The organism is Bradyrhizobium betae (assembly GCF_004123905.1).
GTDB lineage: Bacteria > Pseudomonadota > Alphaproteobacteria > Rhizobiales > Xanthobacteraceae > Bradyrhizobium > Bradyrhizobium betae_A.
Genome location: NZ_MZXW01000053.1, coordinates 43,860 through 65,445, shown reverse-complemented (window position 1 = coordinate 65,445; position 21,586 = coordinate 43,860). Strand labels below are relative to the sequence as shown.

Annotated in this window: 23 protein-coding genes; 4 read left to right on the top strand and 19 right to left on the bottom strand. The window is 63.9% G+C overall.

Annotation, left to right across the window (positions count from 1 at the left end):
- The first annotated feature begins 66 nt into the window (after positions 1 to 66).
- A complete protein-coding gene (locus B5V03_RS35420; protein ID WP_129275021.1) occupies positions 67 to 438 on the top strand; it encodes a DUF883 family protein in 372 nt (123 codons plus the stop codon).
- A gap of 89 nt (positions 439 to 527) precedes the next feature.
- Positions 528 to 983 (top strand): hypothetical protein, encoded by a 456-nt coding sequence (locus B5V03_RS35415; protein WP_129275020.1) that lies wholly within the window; start codon positions 528 to 530, stop codon positions 981 to 983.
- Between the two features lie 15 nt (positions 984 to 998).
- Here B5V03_RS35415 and B5V03_RS35410 read toward each other — a convergent pair whose 3' ends face one another.
- Genes B5V03_RS35410 through B5V03_RS35400 form a run of 3 tightly spaced genes read right to left on the bottom strand, consistent with a single transcriptional unit; the run spans position 999 to position 4,660 of the window.
- Positions 999 to 1,178 carry a hypothetical protein gene (locus B5V03_RS35410; RefSeq protein ID WP_129275019.1) on the bottom strand — a complete coding sequence of 60 codons (180 nt, stop codon included), beginning with the start codon at positions 1,176 to 1,178 and terminating at the stop codon, positions 999 to 1,001.
- Positions 1,175 to 2,389 (bottom strand): PepSY-associated TM helix domain-containing protein, encoded by a 1,215-nt coding sequence (locus B5V03_RS35405; RefSeq protein ID WP_129275018.1) that lies wholly within the window; start codon positions 2,387 to 2,389, stop codon positions 1,175 to 1,177. Before B5V03_RS35405 ends, B5V03_RS35410 begins: the two co-directional genes overlap by 4 nt.
- 9 nt (positions 2,390 to 2,398) lie before the next feature.
- Positions 2,399 to 4,660: a TonB-dependent siderophore receptor gene (locus B5V03_RS35400; RefSeq protein WP_129275017.1), complete on the bottom strand. Its 2,262-nt coding sequence runs from the start codon at positions 4,658 to 4,660 to the stop codon at positions 2,399 to 2,401.
- Between the two features lie 482 nt (positions 4,661 to 5,142).
- Between B5V03_RS35400 and B5V03_RS35395 the strand changes: the two genes are divergently transcribed.
- Complete coding sequence (locus tag B5V03_RS35395; RefSeq protein WP_129275016.1) at positions 5,143 to 6,285, top strand: OpgC domain-containing protein; 1,143 nt, start codon at positions 5,143 to 5,145, stop codon at positions 6,283 to 6,285.
- Between the two features lie 58 nt (positions 6,286 to 6,343).
- Complete coding sequence (locus B5V03_RS35390; protein ID WP_129275015.1) at positions 6,344 to 6,982, top strand: TetR/AcrR family transcriptional regulator; 639 nt, start codon at positions 6,344 to 6,346, stop codon at positions 6,980 to 6,982.
- Between the two features lie 8 nt (positions 6,983 to 6,990).
- Here the strand turns inward: B5V03_RS35390 and B5V03_RS35385 are convergent, their stop codons facing one another.
- From B5V03_RS35385 to urtA, 16 genes are all read right to left on the bottom strand, one after another.
- Positions 6,991 to 8,649, bottom strand: a complete 1,659-nt coding sequence (locus tag B5V03_RS35385; protein WP_129275014.1) for a CHASE domain-containing protein — start codon at positions 8,647 to 8,649, stop codon at positions 6,991 to 6,993.
- A 312-nt stretch (positions 8,650 to 8,961) separates the two neighbouring features.
- Positions 8,962 to 9,585 carry an urease accessory protein UreG gene (ureG, locus tag B5V03_RS35380; RefSeq protein ID WP_129275013.1) on the bottom strand — a complete coding sequence of 208 codons (624 nt, stop codon included), beginning with the start codon at positions 9,583 to 9,585 and terminating at the stop codon, positions 8,962 to 8,964.
- 39 nt (positions 9,586 to 9,624) lie between these two features.
- On the bottom strand, positions 9,625 to 10,353 hold the full coding sequence (locus B5V03_RS35375; protein WP_129275494.1) for an urease accessory protein UreF: 729 nt from the start codon (positions 10,351 to 10,353) through the stop codon (positions 9,625 to 9,627).
- Positions 10,334 to 10,966 carry an urease accessory protein UreE gene (locus B5V03_RS35370; protein ID WP_129275012.1) on the bottom strand — a complete coding sequence of 211 codons (633 nt, stop codon included), beginning with the start codon at positions 10,964 to 10,966 and terminating at the stop codon, positions 10,334 to 10,336. Before B5V03_RS35370 ends, B5V03_RS35375 begins: the two co-directional genes overlap by 20 nt.
- 10 nt (positions 10,967 to 10,976) lie before the next feature.
- Positions 10,977 to 11,276 (bottom strand): putative quinol monooxygenase, encoded by a 300-nt coding sequence (locus B5V03_RS35365; protein WP_129275011.1) that lies wholly within the window; start codon positions 11,274 to 11,276, stop codon positions 10,977 to 10,979.
- Between the two features lie 23 nt (positions 11,277 to 11,299).
- Positions 11,300 to 11,599 (bottom strand): putative quinol monooxygenase, encoded by a 300-nt coding sequence (locus tag B5V03_RS35360; RefSeq protein WP_129275010.1) that lies wholly within the window; start codon positions 11,597 to 11,599, stop codon positions 11,300 to 11,302.
- Positions 11,600 to 11,726: 127 nt separating this feature from the next.
- Complete coding sequence (gene ureC / locus B5V03_RS35355; RefSeq protein ID WP_129275009.1) at positions 11,727 to 13,442, bottom strand: urease subunit alpha; 1,716 nt, start codon at positions 13,440 to 13,442, stop codon at positions 11,727 to 11,729.
- A gap of 34 nt (positions 13,443 to 13,476) precedes the next feature.
- Complete coding sequence (locus B5V03_RS35350) at positions 13,477 to 14,016, bottom strand: HD domain-containing protein (protein ID WP_129275008.1); 540 nt, start codon at positions 14,014 to 14,016, stop codon at positions 13,477 to 13,479.
- 57 nt (positions 14,017 to 14,073) lie between these two features.
- A complete protein-coding gene (locus tag B5V03_RS35345) occupies positions 14,074 to 14,379 on the bottom strand; it encodes an urease subunit beta (protein ID WP_092227079.1) in 306 nt (101 codons plus the stop codon).
- A gap of 11 nt (positions 14,380 to 14,390) precedes the next feature.
- Complete coding sequence (locus B5V03_RS35340; RefSeq protein ID WP_007605424.1) at positions 14,391 to 14,693, bottom strand: urease subunit gamma; 303 nt, start codon at positions 14,691 to 14,693, stop codon at positions 14,391 to 14,393.
- A gap of 37 nt (positions 14,694 to 14,730) precedes the next feature.
- Positions 14,731 to 15,561, bottom strand: a complete 831-nt coding sequence (locus B5V03_RS35335) for an urease accessory protein UreD (protein ID WP_129275007.1) — start codon at positions 15,559 to 15,561, stop codon at positions 14,731 to 14,733.
- Positions 15,562 to 15,596: 35 nt separating this feature from the next.
- Entirely contained in the window at positions 15,597 to 16,292 is a 696-nt protein-coding gene (gene urtE, locus B5V03_RS35330; RefSeq protein WP_129275006.1) for an urea ABC transporter ATP-binding subunit UrtE, read from the bottom strand.
- A 3-nt stretch (positions 16,293 to 16,295) separates the two neighbouring features.
- Positions 16,296 to 17,057 carry an urea ABC transporter ATP-binding protein UrtD gene (gene urtD / locus B5V03_RS35325; protein ID WP_129275005.1) on the bottom strand — a complete coding sequence of 254 codons (762 nt, stop codon included), beginning with the start codon at positions 17,055 to 17,057 and terminating at the stop codon, positions 16,296 to 16,298.
- Positions 17,058 to 17,062: 5 nt separating this feature from the next.
- Positions 17,063 to 18,232: an urea ABC transporter permease subunit UrtC gene (gene urtC / locus B5V03_RS35320; RefSeq protein WP_129275004.1), complete on the bottom strand. Its 1,170-nt coding sequence runs from the start codon at positions 18,230 to 18,232 to the stop codon at positions 17,063 to 17,065.
- Positions 18,229 to 19,836: an urea ABC transporter permease subunit UrtB gene (gene urtB / locus B5V03_RS35315; protein ID WP_129275003.1), complete on the bottom strand. Its 1,608-nt coding sequence runs from the start codon at positions 19,834 to 19,836 to the stop codon at positions 18,229 to 18,231. Before urtB ends, urtC begins: the two co-directional genes overlap by 4 nt.
- Positions 19,837 to 19,918: 82 nt before the next feature.
- On the bottom strand, positions 19,919 to 21,241 hold the full coding sequence (urtA, locus tag B5V03_RS35310) for an urea ABC transporter substrate-binding protein (RefSeq protein WP_164988500.1): 1,323 nt from the start codon (positions 21,239 to 21,241) through the stop codon (positions 19,919 to 19,921).
- Positions 21,242 to 21,586 lie beyond the last annotated feature (345 nt).

Here is a 21,586-nt window from a genome sequence, read left to right as displayed (position 1 = left end):
AACGGAACTTCCGTCATAACGAAACGTTTTCCGGCTATCTCAGCCGCCAACAATTCGGAGCCCCAGATGTCAACGAGCAACGCCGAAGCCGGGATGAGAGACTGGACCGACAAAGCCACCAGAGAACGCCTCGAGAAGGATGTAGCAGCCGTGAAAAGCGATATCGCCGCCCTCACCGATCAGATCACCGACGCGCTCAATACCTTTGCAAACGCCACGGGCAAGCAGGCTCGGCGTGGTTACAAGCAGGCACGCGAGAACATGGATTCGACGCTCGACGACATGTCGGAGCGCGGCAGCGCCATGATGGGTGCGGCGCAGGACGCCTACGGCTCGATCGAGGAGACGCTGGAGGACGCGATCACGCAGCGGCCGCTTGCGACCGTCGGGATCGCGCTCGGCATCGGCTTCCTGATCGGCGCCGCCTGGCGCCGGTAAGGCTGCCGGGATCGCGGTGACGGCGCGCTGTGGCGCCGCCGCGATCGGCTGGCGCAAATTTGGCTTGTGGGGCATTGAGGAGCAAGTCCATGTTTCAACGCATCATCGATGGTATCAGCGCATCGACCGGCGCGACGGTCCGGCTGACGTCGCTCGCCGCAGGCGCTGCGTTCGCGCTGTTCATCACCACATGCTTCCTTTGCGCCGCCGCCTTCATCTCGGTGCTCCAGACCTACGGACCGGTGCAGGCCTGCCTCGCCGGCGCCGGCATCTTCTTCCTGCTGACGCTCACCGCTGCCGGGACCTATTGGGGCTACAAGCGCCAGATGCAGGAGCGTGCCCGGATCGCGGCCGAGCGCGCCGCGAAATCGGCGGCCTCGAGCATGCTTGCCGATCCCATGCTGATCGCGACGGGGCTTCAGATCGTGCGCGCCATCGGGGTCAAGCGGCTGCTGCCGATCCTGGCGATCGGCGGCGTTGCCCTTGGAATCATGGCAAGCCGCGCCGGCGCCCCCGACGAGGCGGCGGCTGAGCCGGCCGAGTAGCACTGGCAATCCGGATCAGTTCCGGCTGCGGACGATGCAGATCGCGGCTACCGCGAGCGGAACGGTCAGCGCGATCCACGACAATTGTAGCCATATTCCAGTCTGGCCCAGCAGCGCCGACAGCAGGCCGAAAATGCTCAGCGCCGCGAGCAAGGCCGGCCAGCGCCAGATCAGGCTCGGCGAACGGTTGGTCATTCTGCCGCTCCCGGCGACGACAACGGCAGAGCCGAGGTGGACCGTTGCGGCGTCTTCGCGGCCCGAGACCGCGCGAACCAGAGATACAGCCCGCTGCCGAGCACGAAGATGGTGACGAGGTCAAGCACCACCCAGATGATCTTCAGCGGCATGCCGCCATAGTCGCCGAAATGCAGGGGACGCGAGAGTTCGAGCGCGCGCAGATACCAGGGCATGGTGACCGCGGACGCCAGCGCGCCGCTTCTGGCATCGACCAGCACCGGGCTGAACAGGCGCGAGGTCAGCGGCTCCTTGCCCTTGGTCCAGACCACGTAGTGGAAGGGCGAGCCGAATGGCGAGCCCGGATACACCACGCTGGTCGTGGTCATATCGGGCAACGCCGCCTTCACCGTGTCATAGGCCGCTTGCGGCGAAGACAGTTCGGAGGCCTGGGGCATCGGCTTGCCTTGCAGCGGCGCCAGCATCGCGCGCACGTCGGTCTGCTGCCACAGCGCAAACAATGGCGTCGAGAGCTCGTTGATCACCCCGGTGGCGCCGACCACCAGCGCCCAGCCGAGCGTGACGACACCGAGCAGATTGTGCAGGTCGAGCCATTTCAGCCGCGCCGATCGGGCGGCACGCACGGTGCCGAAATCCAGCTTGCGCATGAAAGGCCCGTAGATCGCGATCCCGGACACGATGGCCGCGATGAACAGCAGCGCCATCGCACCGAGGAACAATTCGCCCGCGAGCCCGGCGAACAGGTCGCGGTGCAGGGACAGCATCAATTGCAGAAAGGTGAGCCCGTCCTCGCCGAACGGTTTCGTCTGTTTCAGCACGGCGCCGGTGCGGGCGTCGAACCGGATCGAGTGAAGCGCCCGGCGATTGGCCTTGAACGCCTCCCAGGAGCTCGCCATGAATACCATGATCTTGGGCTCGTCATCGTCGACGAACACCGAGAGGATGGTCTCGCCGGGATACATCATCCGGCTGGCCTCGACGACCCGGTCGAGGCTGATGTTGGGCGTGCCCTCGGCGACCTGCGCATAGGGCAAGGCGTCGTCGAGCAGGCCGTCGATCTCGTCGCGCAGCACCAGCGGCAGGCCGGTGATGCAGATCAGCAGCAGGAACAGCGTGCAGATCAGGCTCGACCATTTATGCACGAACAGCCAGCGCCGCAGCGCCGGCTTTCGCTCGTATACACGTTCCTCGAAGATGGCCTGATCGCTCATGCAGTGACCTCACCAGCGGTAGCGCAACGTCGCGATGACGTTGCGGCGGAGACCGTAATAGCAGCCAGTATCCTGGCAGACCTCCACATACGTCTTGTCGAAGATGTTGGTCACGTTGGCACTCGCGAGAAAGCCCTTGAACTGGGGACCAAGGGCCGCAAGGTCGTAGTGCACGCCGAGATCGAACAGGGTCGTGGCGGGAACGTCGAACGTATTGAGCGAATTGCCCGGCGCGGCGCCGAGATAGCGGACCCCGCCCGACAGGCCGAAGCCGTCGAGCGCGCCCCCGTGAAATGTGTAATCCGCCCAGAGCGAAGCGGCATGAAGCGGTATGCCGGGAACGCGCTTGCCGAGGTTCGTCGTATTCGACTCGGTATTGACGATCTCGGTGTAGGTGTAGGAGCCGAGCATCGTGAGATTGCGGCTTATCTCGCTCTTGCCTTCGAGTTCGACGCCACGTGAGCGTACCTTGCCGGTCTGCACGTTGGAGCGCACGCCTCCGATGATGTGGGTCGGGTCGGGGTCGGGCGTCAGCACGTTCTGCTGTTCGAGGTTGAAGGCCGCCAAGGTCAGGAGCGTCTTCGGATCGGGCTGGTACTTGACGCCGACCTCCTCCTGCTGGCCCCGCGTCGGCTTGAATGCCTGGCCGAAGAAATTGGTGCCGAGCCGCGGCTGGAAGGATTCGGTGTACTGAACATAGGGCGCGACGCCGTTGTCGAACTTGTAAAGCAGCGCGGCGCGCTTGGTCAGGGCGCCGTCCGATTTCGGCGCGGTCGTACCCGCTAGGAGATTGTCGGTGTTGAGGTCAGCCTGGTCGTAGCGCAGGCCGAGCAGCGCGACGAAACCGCCGAACTTGACTTGGTCCTGGCCATAGAATCCCACTTGCTCGAGGTTCTGGCGGTTGTAGGAGGCGACGGAGAGCGGCGGAAGCGGCAGACCGTACACCGGATTGAAAGCATTGATCGCGGGCACACCGATGGTCGCGTTGCGGCCGAGCGCAGTATCGACGGAGTTGCGATAATCGATGCCAAGCAGCGCGGTGTGATCGAGGGGACCGGCCCGGAACTTCAGCTCGCCCTGATTGTCGAGGGCAAGGGAGCGCAGCGTCTCATAGGTCGCGAAGGCGCCACGCGCCAGGCTGAACGGATTGGTCCCTCCACTGGGAGAGACCACCGCAAAGTCGGTCGAGTTGTCCATGTAGCGAAGGTTCTGCCGCACCGTGAGCACGTTGTTGAAATGGTGCTCGAACAGATAGCCGATGGAGGCCACCGTGCGGTCGGTCTTGTCGAAGCCCGGCTCACCCGAATAGAAGCTGGTCGGAATCTTCGCGCCGCCGGCGACGGGGAACACCGTGCCGTTGGCCGGCAGAAGGTTGAAAAAGCCCGCCTTGGGGTCGCGCTGATAGGTGCCGAGGACCGTGAACGTGGTCTGGTTGTCCGGCCGCCATGTCAGCGACGGCGCGATCGAGACGCGCTGATAACCGGTATGATCGACCTGGCTGCCGACGTCGAAGCCGGACGCGGTGAAGCGGTAGAGAAACTCCTTGTTCTTGTCGATCGGCCCGGACAGATCGACGCCTGCCTGAGCACGACCATAGCTGCCGGTCGAGACGAACATCTCGTGATAGGGCTCGAGCGTCGGCCGCTTGGAGACGAGGTCCACCACACCGCCGGGTGAAGCCTGGCCGTACAGCACCGAGGCCGGGCCATGCAGGATCTCAACGCGCTCGAGATTGAACGGCTCGACGATCGGATAGGCAAAGATGCCCGCATTCATCAGCCGGAGCGAGTCGAGATACTGATCGGCGAGGAAGCCGCGAATGTAGATCTGGTCGAAGCGTGCATCCGCACCGGTCGCCTCGGCGCGCACGCCCGACGTATAGCGCACCGCCTGCGAGACGCTCTGCGCGCCCTGGGCCTGGATCTGGTCCTGGGTCACGACGGAAATCGCGACCGGCGTCTCGATCAGCGGCGTATCGGTCTTGGTGCCGGTGCCGCTGCGGGTGGCGACCATGCCGTCGACATGGCCGAAGGCCGATTCCTTGCGACCGGCACCGGCGCCAGCCCCGGCTGCGGCCGCCGCCGCGGCGGCGCGGGCGGCAGTATTGGCGCGGGCGGCGGCTCGCGCACGGGCTGCGCTGCGGCTGCGCGCGGAGGACGGGTTGGCACGCTTCGGAGCCACGCTACCCTCGACGATGACCGGGATCAGCTCGGTTGCCGAGCCGCCGGACGAACCTGCCGTCGATGATTGTGCCGCCGCCGCTCCACTCATTGCCAACAAAACAACCGAGCTGACGGCCCCCACGAACCGCCAGCGCCCCACTTCCAGAATGCCCACGACACTTCCCCAACTTCCGACGGCTGCACATCGGCAGCCGGAGCTAGGAGTTACCGCAGCGGTTCAGTGCTACGGGCTAGAAGCCCTCCAAGCTGGAGATTTTCCATTTCCAGACTTCAGAAGCTCTGCAACCACCCGCAGAATGATGCAGCATCGGCGCCGACAGGTGCCTGTCCGCGCGGGTCCGGGAGGACGACCATCGCCGATGCCGCCCGGCGACCGCAGGGGCAGACCGTCTTCCTTTGCAAAAATTGCGTCACCGGCAAATCGACCGGACGCGCAGAAACGCAGCGACCCGCTTTGCGCAATTTTGCGCCATTCGGTACAAATTCCCGCCCACTCACGCAAACGCTACTCGGATGGGCAGCCAGTTGCCGGTAAAAGCATCATCCTGATTCCAAAACCTATTTTACTCAATGAAACCGTCCGTCAAGGTGAACCTCGCCGCATTTCATCACGACGCCAGGCTTTATCTGACGCTCGGCATTGCCAACTGGTCGGTGTTCGTCGACCACATCCCGAACAACGTCGTCAATTTGCTGACGCTGCGCAATTTCGGCTTCAGCGGCGCGGCCGATCTGTTCGTGTTCGTGGTGGGCTATGGCGTCGCCATCATCCACGGCAGGATCGCGCTGGAGCGCGGCTATGTCGTCGCGGCGACGCGGATCTTTCGCCGGGTCTGGCGGCTCTATGCCGCCTATGTCGTGCTGTTCGTCATCTATATCGACACCATTGCCTATGTCGCCTCGCAGTCGATGGCGCCGGAGATCATCCACGAGTACAACATATCAGGCATTCTCGAGCATCCGCTGCGCATCCTGATCCGCGGCCTCGTGCTCCAGGAAGAGCCGCTCAATCTCGACCTGCTGCAATTGATGATCCCGCTGATGGCATTCTTTCCGTTCGCACTGTGGGGTCTGTTGCGGCGGCCGAACGTGACGCTGGCGGCATCGGTTGCGCTGTACCTTGCCGCGCGCTGGTTCGACTGGAATTTCCGGGTGTATCCGGACCAGGAATGGACTTTCAATCCGTTCTGCTGGCAGATGCTGATGGTGCTGGGCGGCTGGTTCGCCGTGACAGGCGCGCCCGGACGCGCGCTGCACGGGATGTCCTGGCTGCGAATCCTCGCGGGCGCCTATCTCCTCTTCGCGATGGCCGTCACTCTGATGCGGCATTCGCCGGCGCTGTCTCCTTACCTGCCGGACGTCGTCCTCAACGGCATCGCGCCGACCGACAAGGAAAACCTCGCGCCCTATCGCGTGATCCATTTCCTCGCGCTCGCCTTCCTCGCGACCCATTTCATTCCGGCCGATCACCCCGGCCTGAAATTGCGGCCGCTTCAAGCGGTGATCACATGCGGCGAGGAATGGCTTGCGGTATTTTGCGTCGCCGTGTTCCTGTCCTTGGCCGGCCATCTCATCCTGATCACCGGGGCGAACCTGGTGGTGATGCAGATCGCTGTGAGCCTCGTCGGCTTCGCGGCGATGACGGCGGTGGCTTATTACATCGCCTGGTCGAAGCGGCAGGACCTGCCCGCGGCGCTGCGGCAGCAGGCCTAGCTGGCCAAAATAATCGTGCGATTCTGCTAGGCCGAAAGCTGTGGCTGCGCTATGCCGAATGGCTTTGCGTGAGGAGACCGGCGTGGCGATGGTGAAGGGCGGCGGTGACGAGGCTGACAGCGCACCCAGGCGCGGCCGGCCGCGCTCGATCGAGACCACCAACGCCATTCTCGAAAGCGCCTATGCGCTGATGGCGGCCACGGGTCTCGCCACCACAACGATCGACGCCGTCGCGCGCCACTCCAGCGTCTCCAAGATGACGATCTACAAATGGTGGCCGTCACGTGAAGCGCTGCTGATCGACGCCTTCCTGCATCACGCCGCGCAGATGCTGCCGCTGCCGCCGGTGAGTTCCGGAACGCCAGCGGCGCGCGCGCGCCGCCATGCCGCGGCCTATGCCGAAGCGCTCCAGGGCGAGTTCGGCAAGGTGCAGCTCGCCGTCATCTCCGAATGCATCTCCAGGACCGGTTCGGCGGAGCTGTTCTACGCGCGCTATCTGCAATTCCGCCGCGATGCGCTGGTCGAGATGATCGCCGCGGGCCAGACCGACGGAAGCGTTCTGGCCGAGGCGGCGCCTGAAGATCTTTACGACGCGATCTACGGCAGCCTGTTCTACCGCTACGTGTTCGGCATCGCGCCGATCACGCCGGCCTATGCGCGCAATCTGGTCGACATGGTCTTGCAGCCGAAGGATTAGCGAGGCGGCTATCGTGCAGGCCTGACCGGCGCGGAGAGCTTGTCGGTGCGATCGCGCTCGGTCATGTCGACCACCGTTTCCATCGGCGCGGTGAGCTCATAAACGTAGGAGACGTCGGTGAAGTAGCGCTTGGCGGTGCCGCCGAGCGCCTCTGGCGCGACACGGTCGAGCAGGATCAGGCCGAAATCGGAATCGGGACGACGCGTCGCCTCGCTGGTGTTGAACTCCTCCCAGCGGAAATGGAAGACCTCATCGGTCCCCTCGCCCGTCACCGTCCAGTTCGCGGTGATGTGCGGATGCTTGCCGACCAGCGACAGGCCCTCGTCGGAATGCGAGGCGAGCTCGAAGAACAGCAGCGACAGGCTTTGCGCCGCGCGCGCGCTGACCGCGATATCAGGACCGGTGACGGCGATGCGGTCGGCGTGCGGAATGGCGCGCGCCTCGAACAGGCCCTTGAGCTTGACGCCCTGCCACTGGCTCTCGCTGAGCAGCGAGACCACGTTGGACATGGCGTGGATGCGGCCGATCAGCAGCTCGCGCGCGCCATCGATGTCGGCGCCATGGCGCAGCGTTCGCGTCACGATCGACTGGATCACCGCCAGGATGTTCTTGACCCGGTGGTTGAGCTCGTCGATCACGGCCGTCAGCCGGCGCTCGAAGCCGATCCGCACCTGGATCTCGCGGCTGAGCCTTAAGTTGTTGTAGGCGACATAGCCGAACAGGCCGCACACCATCGCGGTGATGGCAAAGCCGATCGCCGCCACGATGATCGCGGTCTGCTCGGCGCGCCGCGCGGAATTGGTCTTGGCGTAATAGCCGAGCTGCCAGTCGCGTCCGCCAAAGCTGACGGTGCGCGTTGCCGATGGCGCCGGGCTATCGACCGCGGTCATGCGCGTGGAGACCACGCCCTGGTCGTTGGCGACGAGCTCGCCGCCGTCCTTGCGTGGATCCCTGAGCGCGACCGAGAACAACGACATGTCATCGTTGGTCAGCATCAGCGAAGCGAGCTCGTAGGAAAACGTGATGAAGCCGACAGGCTCCGTCGCGCCCTCGGGAATCACGGGGGCCGCGACGATGACGCCGACCGCCCCGTCCGCGCGCAGCAGCGGCACCGGATCGGAGGCGACAGACCTTTTCTCGATCCGGGCCCGGGCGAGCATCGCGCTGCGGACGGGGTCCTGGTCGTAGCTGCGGCCGGGCAGCGCCTTGGTCTCGTCGCTGCGCGGCTCGAGGTCCATCAGCACGTCGATCGGCTGGGTAAGGTTTGCGGAATTGATCGGCTTGTCGCCGTAGTCGCGGATCTCGGGCTTCGGGAAGCCGGCGGCCGCGATCGCAGCCTGCGCCGCGGCAAGCTCGTTCGGCTGGAGCCGGGCGACCCAGCCGGCCACGACGAAATCGGTCTTGAAGGCGTAGATCGCCGAACGCAGCGGCTCCAGCATGTTGGGCTTGAGCACCGATGGCGCGCGGAACAGGCCTGAGGCGACACGCGCGAGCAGCTCGCGCTCGGTCAAGCGATCCTGGACCAGGCTCGCATGGACGTCGATCGCACGCGCCAGCGCGATCCGGTCCAGCGCCAGCTCCTGGTCGTGGACGCGATAGGCCGCCAGCCCGGAGAGCAAGACCCCGAGCAGAGCGATGAAACCGATGATGAATCCCAGCCGGACCACGCGACTACTCAGGCGGAAGCAGGAGGTCGGCAATAAACACGGAGCATATGAACGCCGCTCGAACGGCCATGTGCCGAAACAGGGTGGACCCCAGTGGCGGAGATAATGGAGGAGGAGGCATCAGTACGCAACTTGGGTCGCCTGAAAAGCTTAATCTGCCCGGCCGATCGTCCGGCCAGATTGGCTTACAAGGCGGATTTGCCCCGGGCGCCGCGAAAGTAATTAATCGCCATGTCCGAAATTTGTTCCGCAAGATACGGCTTCGCCCCAGGCGTTAACGGCAAGAACGCCTGCGCCAAGTCGTCGCGTCGGTCAGCCCAGCCGTTTCAGGCCGCCTTTGGCCTCGATGAAGCCGACGATGCGGTCGAGCCCCTCGCTCTTCTTCAGGTTGGTCATGACGAAAGGGCGCTCGCCGCGCATGCGCCTGGCGTCCGTCTCCATCTTTTCGAGGGATGCGCCGACATGGGGTGCGAGGTCGATCTTGTTGATGACGAGGAGGTCGGAGCGGGTGATGCCGGGGCCGCCCTTGGACGGGATCTTGTCGCCGGCGGCGACGTCGATCACGTAGATGGTGAGGTCGGCCAATTCCGGGGAAAAAGTGGCAGCGAGATTGTCGCCGCCGGATTCGATCAGCACGAGGTCGAGCCCGGGAAATTTCGCGCGCATGTCCGCAACCGCCGCGAGATTCATCGATGCATCCTCGCGGATCGCGGTGTGCGGGCAGCCGCCGGTCTCGACGCCGGCGATGCGGTCCGGCGTCAGCGAGCCCGAGCGCACCAAAAACTCCGCATCCCATTTGGTGTAGATATCGTTGGTGATCGCGGCGATGTCATAGCGCTCGCGCATGGTCTTGCAGAGCAGGTCCATCAGCGCGGTCTTGCCCGACCCGACCGGGCCGCCGACGCCGACACGCAGGGGGCCGTGAGATTTCGCCATGTCACTCGCTCTTTCTTGATGGATTGAAGGCCGCACCACTCACGAGCGAAACAGCCGCGTATATTGCGTCTCGTGCCGCAGGCTGGCGAGATCGGCGCGAAAGGTCGCACTGCCGAGATCGTCCAGCGTCGCATTCAGCGCACGATTGGCGGTTGCGGCAACAGCGCTCTCGAGTTTCACCAGCACGCGCTGGCTGTCGGTCTGACCAAGCGGAACGAGCCGGCTTGCCGCCGAGATCCAGTTCGAGACCAACGCATGCAAGAAGGCGTGCAGTGTCTGTGCCAGCGGCACGCCGTGCATCGCGGCGACGACGCCGACGGCGACGGGATAAACCAATGGCGCGCGGCATGCCGCGACCATGGCATCCAATCCTTCCACATCCCATGCCGCACGGCTGATCTCTATGAAGGCGCGCCCTTGCGAGGTCGTCTCGAGCTGCCGCTCGCGCGACGGCACGAAGGCGGCGGCGAGTTCCGCGATATCGCTCAAGGTGGCGTCATCGCCAGCCTCGGCGACGCGATAGGTATGGACCAGAAACGTCGCGTCGCAAAAGCCCGAGCCGTCACCGAGCATCGCATCGAGCCAGTCGGCAAGCGTCGCCACGTCGGTGATGTCGCCAGCCTCGACCGCCCATTCGATGCCGCTGGAATAGGAGAAGCCGCCGACGGGGAACGCCGGCGACAGCCAGGTCATCAACCGGTACAGCGCCGCCGCCTCGCGCTCGGCGAGGCCGCGGCCTGTGACCGGCTCATTTGTGGTCATGAGCATGCTTGTGGCCGTGGTGATGGTCGGGGTGGTCGCAATGCTCGTCGTGATGATGGTGATCGTGTCCATGATCATGCGCGGCATGATCGTGCGCGTGGTGGTCATGGCCGTGATGATCATGGTGATCGTGACCATGATGGCCATGGTCATGGTGCGCATGGTCGTCGTGGCCATGTGCGTGACCGGCATCGGCATAGGCGCCGCCTTCGGGATCGAACGGCGCCTCGATCTCGACCACGCGGGCACCGAGACCCTTCACCATCGCCTCGATGACGTGATCGCGACGGATGCGTAAGGCCTTGGCCAGGATCTGCGTCGGCAGATGGCGGTTACCGAGATGCCAGCCGACACGGATGAGATGATGCGGATCGCGGCCGCGGATCTCGAGCAGCGGCTCGGGCGCCGCGACCACTTCGACCAGCCTCCCGTCCTCCAGCACCAGCGCATCGCCGCCGCGGAGCGCGACGGCATTCTCCAGGTCGAGCAGGAACTCGAGACCGCGCGTCCCCGTCATCGCCATGCGGCGGCGGTGCCGATCGTCGAAATCGAGCACGACCGTATCCGCCGGCGTTTCCGTGAAACGGTGCTGTCCCCTAACCTGCGTCGCCCGGATCATCGCCATGTCCTCAGAGCTTCTCGACCTTGCCGTCGCTGATGATCTCGATCACCGTCGGCGCCGTCTTCATTTGCGCGGAATATTCGCGCCACACCTTCATGTGCGGCGCCCGACCGTGGGCGTTGAGGTCTTCACGCGTCTCCCAACGCTCGACCACCACGTACTGATTGGGATTGTTGACGCTGACATTGCCGTCATAGGAGAGGCAGCCCTTCTCCTTGAGCGTCTCGACGGTGCAGACCTTGTGCCCCTTGATGAAGTCGTCCTTGTTTTCCGGCTTCATGGGCGTGGTCGCGATGACATAGATCATGGGGTTGTTCCCTGTTGTTCTTGTTAGCGGACGTCGACCTTTTCAGGCGTGATCACTTCGATCTTCGGCGGCGCCGTAAAGCACTTCACCGCGACGCGGCCGAAAATCTTCATGTGCTCCATGCCCCGGTGCGGCACCAGCGCCTCGGCATTCTCCCACTGCTCGACGAACACCATCTTGCTGGGATCGGTGACGCTCTCATGCAGATCATAGGCGATATTGCCGGGCTCCTTCCGCGTCTCCTTGATGCAGGCGGTGGCGGCCGCAATGAATTCGGCGCGCGTCTCGGGCTTGATGGTCAGGGTGGCAACGACGTAGATCACGAGAAATCCTCCCGGCTTTTCTTCTAAAAGGTTTGATACCGGGCCGGACATTAGACCAGCCGGGATCGAACGCAAAACCGGAAAAGCCGCCCCAGGATGCGCCGGAGACATGCGTTGAGGCGCTATTTCAGTACATGAAATACCGCTGCGCCATCGGCAGCACCTCGGCAGGGGCGCAGGTGAGCAGTTCGCCGTCGGCGCGCACCTCATAGGTCTCCGGATCGACCTCGATATTGGGCGTGGCGTCGTTGTGGATCATGCTCTTCTTCGAGATCTTGCTGCGGGTGTTCTGGACCGCATAGAGCTTCTTCTCGATGCCGAGTTTTCGCGCGAGGCCGCCGGTGATCGCCGCCTTCGAGGTGAACACCACCGAGGACGCCGTGCGCGCCCTGCCGAAAGCACCGAACATCGGCTGGTAATGCACCGGCTGCGGCGTCGGGATCGAGGCGTTGGGATCTCCCATCGGGGCCGCGACGATCATGCCGCCCTTGACGATGCAATCCGGTTTGACGCCGAAGAAGGCCGGCGACCACAGCACGAGGTCGGCCATCTTGCCCTTCTCCACCGAGCCGATCAGCTTTGACACGCCGTGCGCGATCGCCGGGTTGATCGTGTATTTGGCGATGTAGCGCTTGACGCGGAAATTGTCGTTGTCCTTGCCTTTGTCCTGCGGCAGCGACCCGCGCTGCTTCTTCATCTTGTCGGCGGTCTGCCAGGTCCGGATGATGACCTCGCCGAGGCGACCCATGGCCTGGGAGTCCGACGACATCATCGAGAGCGCGCCGAGATCGTGCAGGATGTCTTCGGCGGCGATCGTCTCCTTGCGGATGCGGCTTTCCGCGAACGCCAGATCTTCCGCGATCGAGGGATCGAGGTGGTGGCACACCATCAGCATGTCCAGATGCTCATCGATAGTGTTACGGGTGAAGGGGCGCGTCGGGTTGGTCGAGGACGGCAGCACGTTCTTCAGGCCGGCGACCTTGATGATATCAGGGGCGTGACCGCCGCCGGCGCCTTCGGTGTGGAAGGCGTGAATGGTGCGGCCCTTGAACGCCTTGATCGTGTCCTCGACGAAGCCGGATTCGTTCAGCGTGTCGGAATGCAGCATCACCTGGACGTCGTAATCGTCGGCGACCGACAGGCAGTTATCGATCGCGGCCGGCGTCGTGCCCCAATCCTCGTGCAGCTTCAACGCACAGGCGCCGCCCTTGATCATCTCGATCAGCGCGGCTGGCCGCGAGGCATTGCCCTTGCCGGAGATGCCGAGATTGACCGGGAAGGCGTCGAACGACTGGATCATCCGCCCCATGTGCCATGGCCCCGGCGTACAGGTGGTCGCGAAGGTGCCATGCGATGGGCCGGTGCCGCCGCCCAGCATCGAGGTGACGCCGGCCATCAGCGCGTGCTCGATCTGCTGCGGGCAGATGAAATGGATGTGGCTGTCGAAGCCGCCAGCGGTGAGGATCTTTCCCTCGCCCGCGATCACGTCGGTACCGGGGCCGATGATGATGGTGACACCAGGCTGGATGTCGGGATTGCCGGCCTTGCCGATCGCCGAAATCATGCCCTCCTTGATCGCGACGTCGGCCTTCACGATGCCCCAGTGATCGACGATCAGCGCATTGGTGATGACGGTGTCGGCCGCGCCCTGCTTGTTGGTGACCTGCGACTGCCCCATGCCGTCGCGGATCACCTTGCCGCCGCCAAACTTCACCTCCTCGCCATAGGTGGTGAAATCCTTCTCGACCTCGATGATGAGATCGGTGTCGGCCAGCCGCACCTTGTCGCCGGTGGTCGGGCCGAACATGTCGGCATAGACGGAACGCTTTATTTTGACGGACATCACGAGCCCCGTTTGCGTTTGAATGTTTGGTGCGTCACAGCAAGGCCTTCGCTGCTTTCACGGCATCATCGAATTTCTCGTCGAGCCACGCATTGCCGCCGCGGCAGCCCGCTACGACCTCCGTGGCCCACGCGACGTAGTCGGCGAGATCGTCGCGCTCCGCGGCGGTCGGGTCGGTTTGAATGCGCGCTCCCGTATTGCTGATCTTGTCGGCGATCTTGATCAGCTTGGCGCCGGGCGATTTGTGTGGAGCGTCCTCTATCTGTTTCCGCCGCCGCGCGGCCTTCGGCAGGCTCATGTCGTCGGTGCATTCGACGACGAGCGAAGCGACACGAACGGAGAATGTCTGCGCAAGCTCCTCGCGCGTGGTGCCGGTGTCCTCAATCACATCGTGCAGCCAGCCGGCGGCGACCAACTCAGCGTCGACCCCATCGGTCGCGGTCGCAAGCAGGTTTGCGACCTCGGCGAGGTGATTGATATAGGGCTCGTTGCCGCGCCCTTTGCGCGCCATTCCGTTGTGGCGGTGCGCAGCGAGTTCGGCAGCTTCGGTGACGAGGCGGACGGGTGACAGCATGGCAGATACCTCCGTTTCCGCCTCAACCGTGCCGCGCCATGCTCGTTCCTGTGCGCCTCACAGCTTCCCCATTACGTCGCCACGGAAGCCGTAAATCGTCTTCTTCCCCGCCAGAGCGACGAGCTGGACGTCGCGCGTCTGCCCCGGCTCGAAGCGGACGGCGGTGCCGGCGGCGATGTCAAGGCGCATGCCGCGGGACTTCTTGCGGTCGAATTTCAGCGCCGGGTTGGTCTCAAAGAAATGGTAGTGCGAGCCGACCTGGATCGGGCGGTCGCCGGTGTTGGCGACCGTCAGCGTCACGGTCTTGCGGCCGGCATTGAGCTCGATCTCGCCGTCCTGGATGAAGAGTTCGCCGGGGATCATGCGTCTTACTCCTACCTGATCGGTTCGTGCACGGTGACGAGCTTGGTGCCGTCCGGAAACGTCGCCTCGACCTGGATGTCGTGGATCATCTCGGGAATGCCGGGCATCACCTGGTCGCGGGTGAGCACCTGCGCGCCCGATTGCATCAGCTCGGCGACGGTGCGGCCGTCGCGCGCACCTTCGAGAATGAAATCGGATATGATCGCGATCGCCTCGGGATGGTTGAGCTTGACGCCGCGATCGAGCCGACGGCGGGCCACGATGGCCGCCATCGAGATCAGAAGCTTGTCCTTTTCGCGGGGAGACAGGTTCATGAAGAATCTCTTCCGTTCAACTCGTCAATTCAGCCGGTCAATTCAGCCAGAGCCGCGGCAGCGCGGCACCGGTGCGCGCCAGCACGGCCATCATGTCGGCGCGCAAACGCGCCGCATCTTGGGCACAGAACCGCGCCATTGCAAAGCCATTCCAGGCGGATATCCCGACCTCGCCGGAGAATGAGTCCGACGCCTCGCGAATGCGCTCGATCAATGCCTCGTCGCCCGGCACGATCAGTGCCGTGCCGATCGCCGCACCGCCCTGGGCAAATGCGGATCGCCCAAGTTTTGCGCCGATGTCCCCATCGAGCCTTACCGTCTCGGCGAACACCAGCCTGCCGCCACGTCGCAGCTGCCAACGGTCGACGAACTCGCCCTGCTCCATCCGCTCGCCCATGGCGGTGCGGCCGAACACGACGATTTCACAAAGCAGGAGCGAAGCCCTGTCATCAAGTTCGATGTCGAAGCGGCGATGGACCCGGGCGCGATCGAACAGGATGGTCTCCTGGGGCAGCCAACCGAGATGCGCACCTGCACCGACCTTCAATGCGATATTGAGCTGCGCCGCGGCCCCCGGCGCGCGGTAAACCTTCTCGGCCGCCGCCGTTGTCAACGTCAGCCGCGCGGCATCGGCCGCCGCGATCTCAATGTCGAAGCGATCACCGCCGGCAACGCCCCCGGCCGTGTTGACGAACACGCCAGAGAGCCCCTCGCCTTCCGGCGAAGGAAAGCGCACGCGGAGCGAGCCGGATTCATGCAAGACACCGCGCCGCGTCACGCCGTCGCGGGCATGGACGTCGAAGCGCACCGCGCCGCGGGCGCGGTTGGCCTCGAACACCGAAGATGTCGCCAAAGCGTCGCTGCGCATCCGTCTCCCCAGCCGGTCGCTGGCAGGATTTCTTCTTACAGCGCCATCTGGCGGCTGATTTCGGCCGGGTCAAGATTGGAGCGGTCGCAGGTGAACTTCACCGCGCCGCGATCCATCACCGCGAAACTGTCGCCGAGTTCGCAGGCAAAGTCGAGATATTGTTCGACCAGCACGATGGCGATGTTACCGAGATTGCGCAGGTATGAGATAGCGCGGCCGATGTCCTTGATGATCGAGGGCTGGATGCCCTCGGTCGGCTCGTCGAGCAGTAGCAATTTCGGCCGCATCACCAGCGCGCGGCCGATCGCGAGCTGCTGCTGCTGGCCGCCGGAGAGATCGCCGCCGCGCCGGCCGAGCATCGATTGCAGCACCGGAAACAGCGAGAACACGTCGTCCGGGATATTCTTGTCCTCGCGCTTGAGCGGGCCGAAGCCGGTCTTGAGGTTCTCCTCGACCGTCAGCAGCGGAAAGATCTCGCGACCCTGCGGCACGAAGCCGATGCCCTTGCGGGCCCGCTCGTAGGGCTTGAGCCCCGTGATGTCGCTGCCGTCGAACACGATCGCACCCGAGGAGATCGGATATTGCCCGACCATGGCGCGCAGCAGCGAGGTCTTGCCGACGCCGTTCCGCCCGAGCACGCAAGTCACCTTGCCGGGCTCGGCCGCAATCGAGACGCCGCGCAGCGCCTGCGCCGCGCCGTAGAACAGGTTGATGTCCTTGACCTCAAGCATCGCTCAGCGCCCCAAATACACTTCGACGACCCGGTCGTTGGACGAGACCTGGTCGATGGTTCCTTCCGCCAGCACGGTGCCTTCGTGCAGACAGGTGACCTTGACGCCGAGTTCGCGCACGAACGTCATGTCGTGCTCGACCACCATCACGGTGTGGGTCTTGTTGATCTCTTTCAGCAGTTCGGCCGTGAGATGCGTCTCGACGTCAGTCATGCCGGCGACGGGTTCGTCGACCAGCAGCAGTTTTGGATCCTGCGCCAGCAGCATGCCGATCTCGAGCCACTGCTTCTGGCCGTGGCTGAGGCTGCCGGCGAGGCGGTTGCGCGCGTCGGTGAGGCGGATCGTCTCCAGTACCTTGTCGATACGCTCGGACTCGGCCTTGCTGCCCCGCCAGAACAGCGTGCCACGGACGGAGTGATCGACATTGAGCGCGAGCAGGAGGTTGTCCTGCACGGTCTGGCTCTCGAACACCGTCGGCTTCTGGAATTTGCGGCCGATGCCGAGCTCGGCGATGCGGGTCTCGTCGAGGCGCGTCAGATCGGTGACGCCGTCGAACAGCACGGTGCCCTCGTCCGGCTTGGTCTTGCCGGTAATGATGTCCATCATCGTGGTCTTGCCGGCGCCGTTCGGGCCGATGATGGCGCGCATCTCGCCGGGCGCAAGCGTCAGCGACAGATTGTTGATGGCGTGGAAGCCGTCGAACGAGACGTGCACGCCGTCGAGATAGAGCAGTGCGGACGTCGCGCGGGTGTCCATGACGTTCATTGCGCCTACTCCGCCATCTTCGGTTCGGTGACGCCGTCTTCAGCCGCGGCGCTCGCACTGGCCGCGGCGACGCTTTTTTCCTTCGACTGGTCCCACCATGCATTGAAGGTGCCGACGATGCCCTTCGGCAGCAGCAACGTCACCAGGATGAACAGCGCACCGAGCATGAACAGCCAGTACGGTGCGAGCATGCCCGAGGTGAAGAGCGTTTTTGCGTAGTTGACCACGACGGCGCCGAGCGCCGCGCCGACCAGCGTGCCGCGGCCGCCGACCGCGACCCAGATCACCGCCTCGATCGAATTGCCCGGCGCGAATTCGGATGGGTTGATGATGCCGACTTGCGGCACATAGAGCGCGCCGGCGACGCCGGCCATGCAGGCCGAGAGCGTGAACACGAACAGCTTGTAGGATTCGACGCGATAGCCAAGGAAGCGGCTGCGCGATTCCGCGTCGCGGATGGCGATCAGGACCTTGCCGAGCTTGGAGGACACGACGGAGCGGCAGATCAGGAAGCTCAAGATCAGTGCCAGGCAGCTCAGCGCGAACAGCGCCGCACGGGTGCCCTCGGCCTGCACGTTGAATCCCAAAATGTCCTTGAAATCCGTCAGGCCATTGTTGCCGCCGAAGCCGAAATCGTTGCGGAAGAAGGCGAGCAGCAGCGCATAGGTCATCGCCTGCGTGATGATCGACAGGTACACGCCGGTGACGCGGGAGCGGAAGGCGAGCCAGCCGAAGCAGAAGGCGAGCAGGCCCGGCACGAACAGCACCATCAGCGCCGCGAACCAGAACATGTCGAAGCCGTACCAGTACCAGGGCAGCTTCGAATAGTTCAGAAACACCATGAAGTCGGGCAGGACCGGATTGCCGTAGACGCCGCGAGAGCCGATCTGCCGCATCAGATACATGCCCATCGCGTAGCCGCCGAGCGCGAAGAACGCACCGTGCCCGAGCGAGAGGATGCCGCAATAGCCCCAGATCAGGTCGATCGAGAGCGCGAGGATGGCGTAGCAGACATATTTGCCCCAGAGCGCGACGAGATAGGTCGGCACTTGCAGGAACGAGCCTGCGGGCAGCAAGAGATTGGACAGCGGAATCAGCACGCCGAGCGCTGCGACAACCAGCAGGAAGATCGTCGCGCCGCGGTCCAGCGATCGCGTCAGCATGTGAGGGGTCATGCTTCCACCGCACGGCCCTTGAGCGCGAACAGGCCGCGCGGGCGCTTTTGAATGAACAGGATGATGAGAACCAGGATGGCGATCTTGCCGAGGACGGCGCCGGCGACCGGCTCCAGGAATTTGTTGGCGATGCCGAGCGTGAAGGCGCCGACCAGCGTGCCCCACAAATTACCGACCCCGCCGAACACCACGACCATGAAACTGTCGATGATGTAGCTCTGGCCGAGATTGGGGCTGACATTGTCGATCTGCGACAGCGCCACGCCGGCGATGCCGGCGATGCCCGAGCCGAGGCCGAAGGTCAGCGCGTCGACGCGCGAGGTCGCGATGCCCATCGAGGCCGCCATGCGGCGGTTCTGCGTCACCGCGCGCATCTCCAGGCCCAGCGCGGTGTAGCGCAGCATCGCGAGCAGGATCGCAAACACGGCGAGCGTGAAGACAAGGATCCAGAGCCGGTTATAGGTGATGGTGATCTGGCCGAGCTCGAAGGCGCCGCTCATCCAGGAGGGATTGCCGACCTCGCGGTTGGTCGGGCCGAACATGGTGCGCACCGCCTGCTGGAGCACCAGCGACAGGCCCCACGTCGCCAGCAGCGTCTCCAGCGGCCGGCCGTAGAGGAAGCGGATGATGCTGCGCTCGATCAGCACGCCGATGGCGCCGGCGACGACGAAGGCGAGCGGCACCGCGATCAGCAGCGAATAGTCGAACAGGCCGGGATAGCGGGTGCGGATCACCTCCTGCACCACGAAGGTGGTGTAGGCGCCGATCATCACCATCTCGCCATGCGCCATGTTGATGACGCCCATCACGCCGAAGGTGATGGCGAGCCCGATCGCGGCGAGCAGCAGCACCGAGCCGAGCGAGAGGCCGTACCAGGCATTCTGCACCGTGGACCAGACTGCAAGCGAGCTCTGGATCGAGCTGATTGCACTGGCGGCAGCCTTGGTCACCGAGGCCGGCTGGTCGCCCATGCCTGTCAGCAGCGCCAGCGCCTCCTGGTCGCCGCGCGCCTTCAGGGTGGCGACCGCCTCCAGCTTCTCGACCTCGGTGGCATCAGGCTTGAACAGCAGGATCGCCGCGCGGGCGTCGCCGAGTGCGGCCTTGACGGATTTGTTGGTTTCCTTGGCCAGTGCGCCATCGACGGCCTCGAGCGCGGTTTCTTCGTGCGACTTGAAGACGGATTGCGCGGCCTGGAGGCGCGTTCCGATATCCGGCGACTGGAGCGTCAGGCTGCCGATCGCGGCATCGACGCTGCGGCGCAGGCGGTTGTTGAGACGCACCGCGCTCGCGCTGTCGGGAACGCTGGCGACGGGCTCGCCAGTTGCGGCGTCGATCGACTTGCCGTCGGCACCGGTGATGTAAACCTTCTTGCTATCGGAATCGGCCATCAGGCGACCGTCCTGGAGCGCGCTGATGATGGGGAAAGCCAGCTTGTTGCCGCTGCCCGCGACCACGCCGATCGCCTCTTCCGTATCGGAGTAATCGTCGTTGGCGAATTTGGCGACCGCATCCTCGAACGGACCGGCGAAGGCCGGCAGTGCGAACGCGATCAGGAATAGCGAAAGGACAAAGGTGCAGAAACGGGCGGACAAATTGGTTGGCACTGTGGATCACCCCGGCAGAAGCGGGGAGAAGGCGGCGGAATAGCCGCCTTCTCCCGTCGTGCAGTCAAGCGTCAGGTCCGGATCAGGAGCCGGAGCCGAGGCACTTGTTGGTCTTGGTGTTGAAGTTGCCGCACTTCTTGCCGACCCAGTCGCCGACCAGGTCCTTGGAGCCGTCGAGCTCCTTCGACCAGGCGTCGCCCGCGACAAGACCCGGGGTCTTCCACACCACGTCGAACTGGCCGTTGGCTTTGATTTCGCCAATGAACACCGGCTTGGTGATGTGATGGTTCGGGAGCATCTTGGAGGTGCCGCCGGTCAGGTTCTTGGCTTCGATGCCCGGGAGAGCGTCGATGACCTTGTCCGGATCGGTCGACTTCACCTTCTCGACCGCCTTGACCCACATGTCGAAACCGATGACGTGAGCTTCCATCGGATCATTGGTCACGCGCTTCGGATTCTTGGTGTAGGTCTGCCAGGCCTTGATGAACTTCTCGTTCTCGGGCGACTTGATCGACTCGAAGTAGTTCCAGGCAGCGAGATGGCCGAGCAGCGGCTTGGTGTCGATGCCGGCGAGCTCTTCTTCACCCACCGAGAACGCGACCACCGGGATGTCCTTGGCCTTGATGCCCTGATTGCCGAGTTCCTTGTAGAAGGGAACGTTGGCGTCGCCGTTGATGGTCGAGACCACCGCCGTCTTCTTGCCGGCCGAGCCGAACTTCTTGATGTCGGCCACGATCGTCTGCCAGTCGGAGTGACCGAACGGCGTGTAGTTGATCATGATGTCTTCCTGGGCGACACCCTTCGACTTCAGATAGGCTTCCAGGATCTTGTTGGTGGTACGCGGATAGACGTAGTCGGTGCCCGCGAGCACCCAGCGCTTCACCTTCTCGTCCTTCATCAGATAGTCGACAGCGGGGATCGCCTGCTGGTTCGGCGCAGCACCCGTGTAGAACACGTTGCGCTCGGACTCTTCGCCCTCGTACTGCACGGGGTAGAACAGGATGTTGTTCAGCTCCTTGAACACCGGGAGCACCGACTTGCGCGACACCGAGGTCCAGCAGCCGAACACGACCGAGACCTTGTTCTTGGTGATCAGCTCGCGGGCCTTTTCGGCGAACAGCGGCCAGTTCGAAGCGGGATCGACCACGACGGCCTCGAGCTTCTTGCCGAGCACGCCGCCCTTCTTGTTCTGCTCGTCGATCAGGAAGAGGATGGTGTCCTTCAGCGTGGTTTCGCTGATGGCCATGGTGCCGGAGAGAGAGTGAAGCACGCCGACCTTGATGGTGTCGTCCGCGGCCTTCGCGCCAGAAATGGAAGCCAGACCGAGCATCAGTCCGGCGGTCGCGGCGAGCACGCCGCGGCGGCTAAATGACGCCGCTATATCGTGAACGGATTTGTTAAGCATGAGTGTATCATCTCCCTGACGCAGACGTGAAAAAGACGCTGCGAAACGGCCCCACGGCCGCCTGCGATTAACGGAATCGCAAGAACCGTGCCATGGGCTGAGCACATGCCAACCTATTGGTTAGATTAGCCAATCCTCCTGTAATCCCAGTTTTGCCGTAGTCTAATTGCTCAAAACTTGGGCGAATAAAATGTATGCTAATGCGGCAATCAGTTCATTTTTTGGGCAAAACACTGCCTCTGTCTAAAATTCCGGCATAATTATTTTTGCACTGCAACCGCCATTTGAAGCTGCGTTGCCTTGAAAGCGCCCCCTGAATGTTCCATATGAGTGTCTGAGACCTCT

Coding starts and splice junctions, on each gene's coding strand:
- B5V03_RS35340 (WP_007605424.1), bottom strand. CDS start 14,693: ATGAACCTGTCTCCCCGCGAAAAGGACAAGCTTCTGATCTCGATGGCG.
- B5V03_RS35345 (WP_092227079.1), bottom strand. CDS start 14,379: ATGATCCCCGGCGAACTCTTCATCCAGGACGGCGAGATCGAGCTCAAT.
- urtC (WP_129275004.1), bottom strand. CDS start 18,232: ATGACCCCTCACATGCTGACGCGATCGCTGGACCGCGGCGCGACGATC.
- urtA (WP_164988500.1), bottom strand. CDS start 21,241: ATGCTTAACAAATCCGTTCACGATATAGCGGCGTCATTTAGCCGCCGC.
- B5V03_RS35365 (WP_129275011.1), bottom strand. CDS start 11,276: ATGATCTATGTCATCGCGACCACGCCCATGAAGCCGGAAAACAAGGAC.
- urtD (WP_129275005.1), bottom strand. CDS start 17,057: ATGAACGTCATGGACACCCGCGCGACGTCCGCACTGCTCTATCTCGAC.
- B5V03_RS35395 (WP_129275016.1), top strand. CDS start 5,143: ATGAAACCGTCCGTCAAGGTGAACCTCGCCGCATTTCATCACGACGCC.
- B5V03_RS35390 (WP_129275015.1), top strand. CDS start 6,344: ATGGCTTTGCGTGAGGAGACCGGCGTGGCGATGGTGAAGGGCGGCGGT.
- B5V03_RS35335 (WP_129275007.1), bottom strand. CDS start 15,561: ATGCGCAGCGACGCTTTGGCGACATCTTCGGTGTTCGAGGCCAACCGC.
- ureG (WP_129275013.1), bottom strand. CDS start 9,585: ATGGCGAAATCTCACGGCCCCCTGCGTGTCGGCGTCGGCGGCCCGGTC.
- urtE (WP_129275006.1), bottom strand. CDS start 16,292: ATGCTTGAGGTCAAGGACATCAACCTGTTCTACGGCGCGGCGCAGGCG.
- B5V03_RS35370 (WP_129275012.1), bottom strand. CDS start 10,966: ATGATCCGGGCGACGCAGGTTAGGGGACAGCACCGTTTCACGGAAACG.
- B5V03_RS35405 (WP_129275018.1), bottom strand. CDS start 2,389: ATGAGCGATCAGGCCATCTTCGAGGAACGTGTATACGAGCGAAAGCCG.
- B5V03_RS35375 (WP_129275494.1), bottom strand. CDS start 10,353: ATGCTCATGACCACAAATGAGCCGGTCACAGGCCGCGGCCTCGCCGAG.
- B5V03_RS35400 (WP_129275017.1), bottom strand. CDS start 4,660: ATGAGTGGAGCGGCGGCGGCACAATCATCGACGGCAGGTTCGTCCGGC.
- B5V03_RS35415 (WP_129275020.1), top strand. CDS start 528: ATGTTTCAACGCATCATCGATGGTATCAGCGCATCGACCGGCGCGACG.
- B5V03_RS35410 (WP_129275019.1), bottom strand. CDS start 1,178: ATGACCAACCGTTCGCCGAGCCTGATCTGGCGCTGGCCGGCCTTGCTC.
- ureC (WP_129275009.1), bottom strand. CDS start 13,442: ATGTCCGTCAAAATAAAGCGTTCCGTCTATGCCGACATGTTCGGCCCG.
- B5V03_RS35350 (WP_129275008.1), bottom strand. CDS start 14,016: ATGCTGTCACCCGTCCGCCTCGTCACCGAAGCTGCCGAACTCGCTGCG.
- B5V03_RS35420 (WP_129275021.1), top strand. CDS start 67: ATGTCAACGAGCAACGCCGAAGCCGGGATGAGAGACTGGACCGACAAA.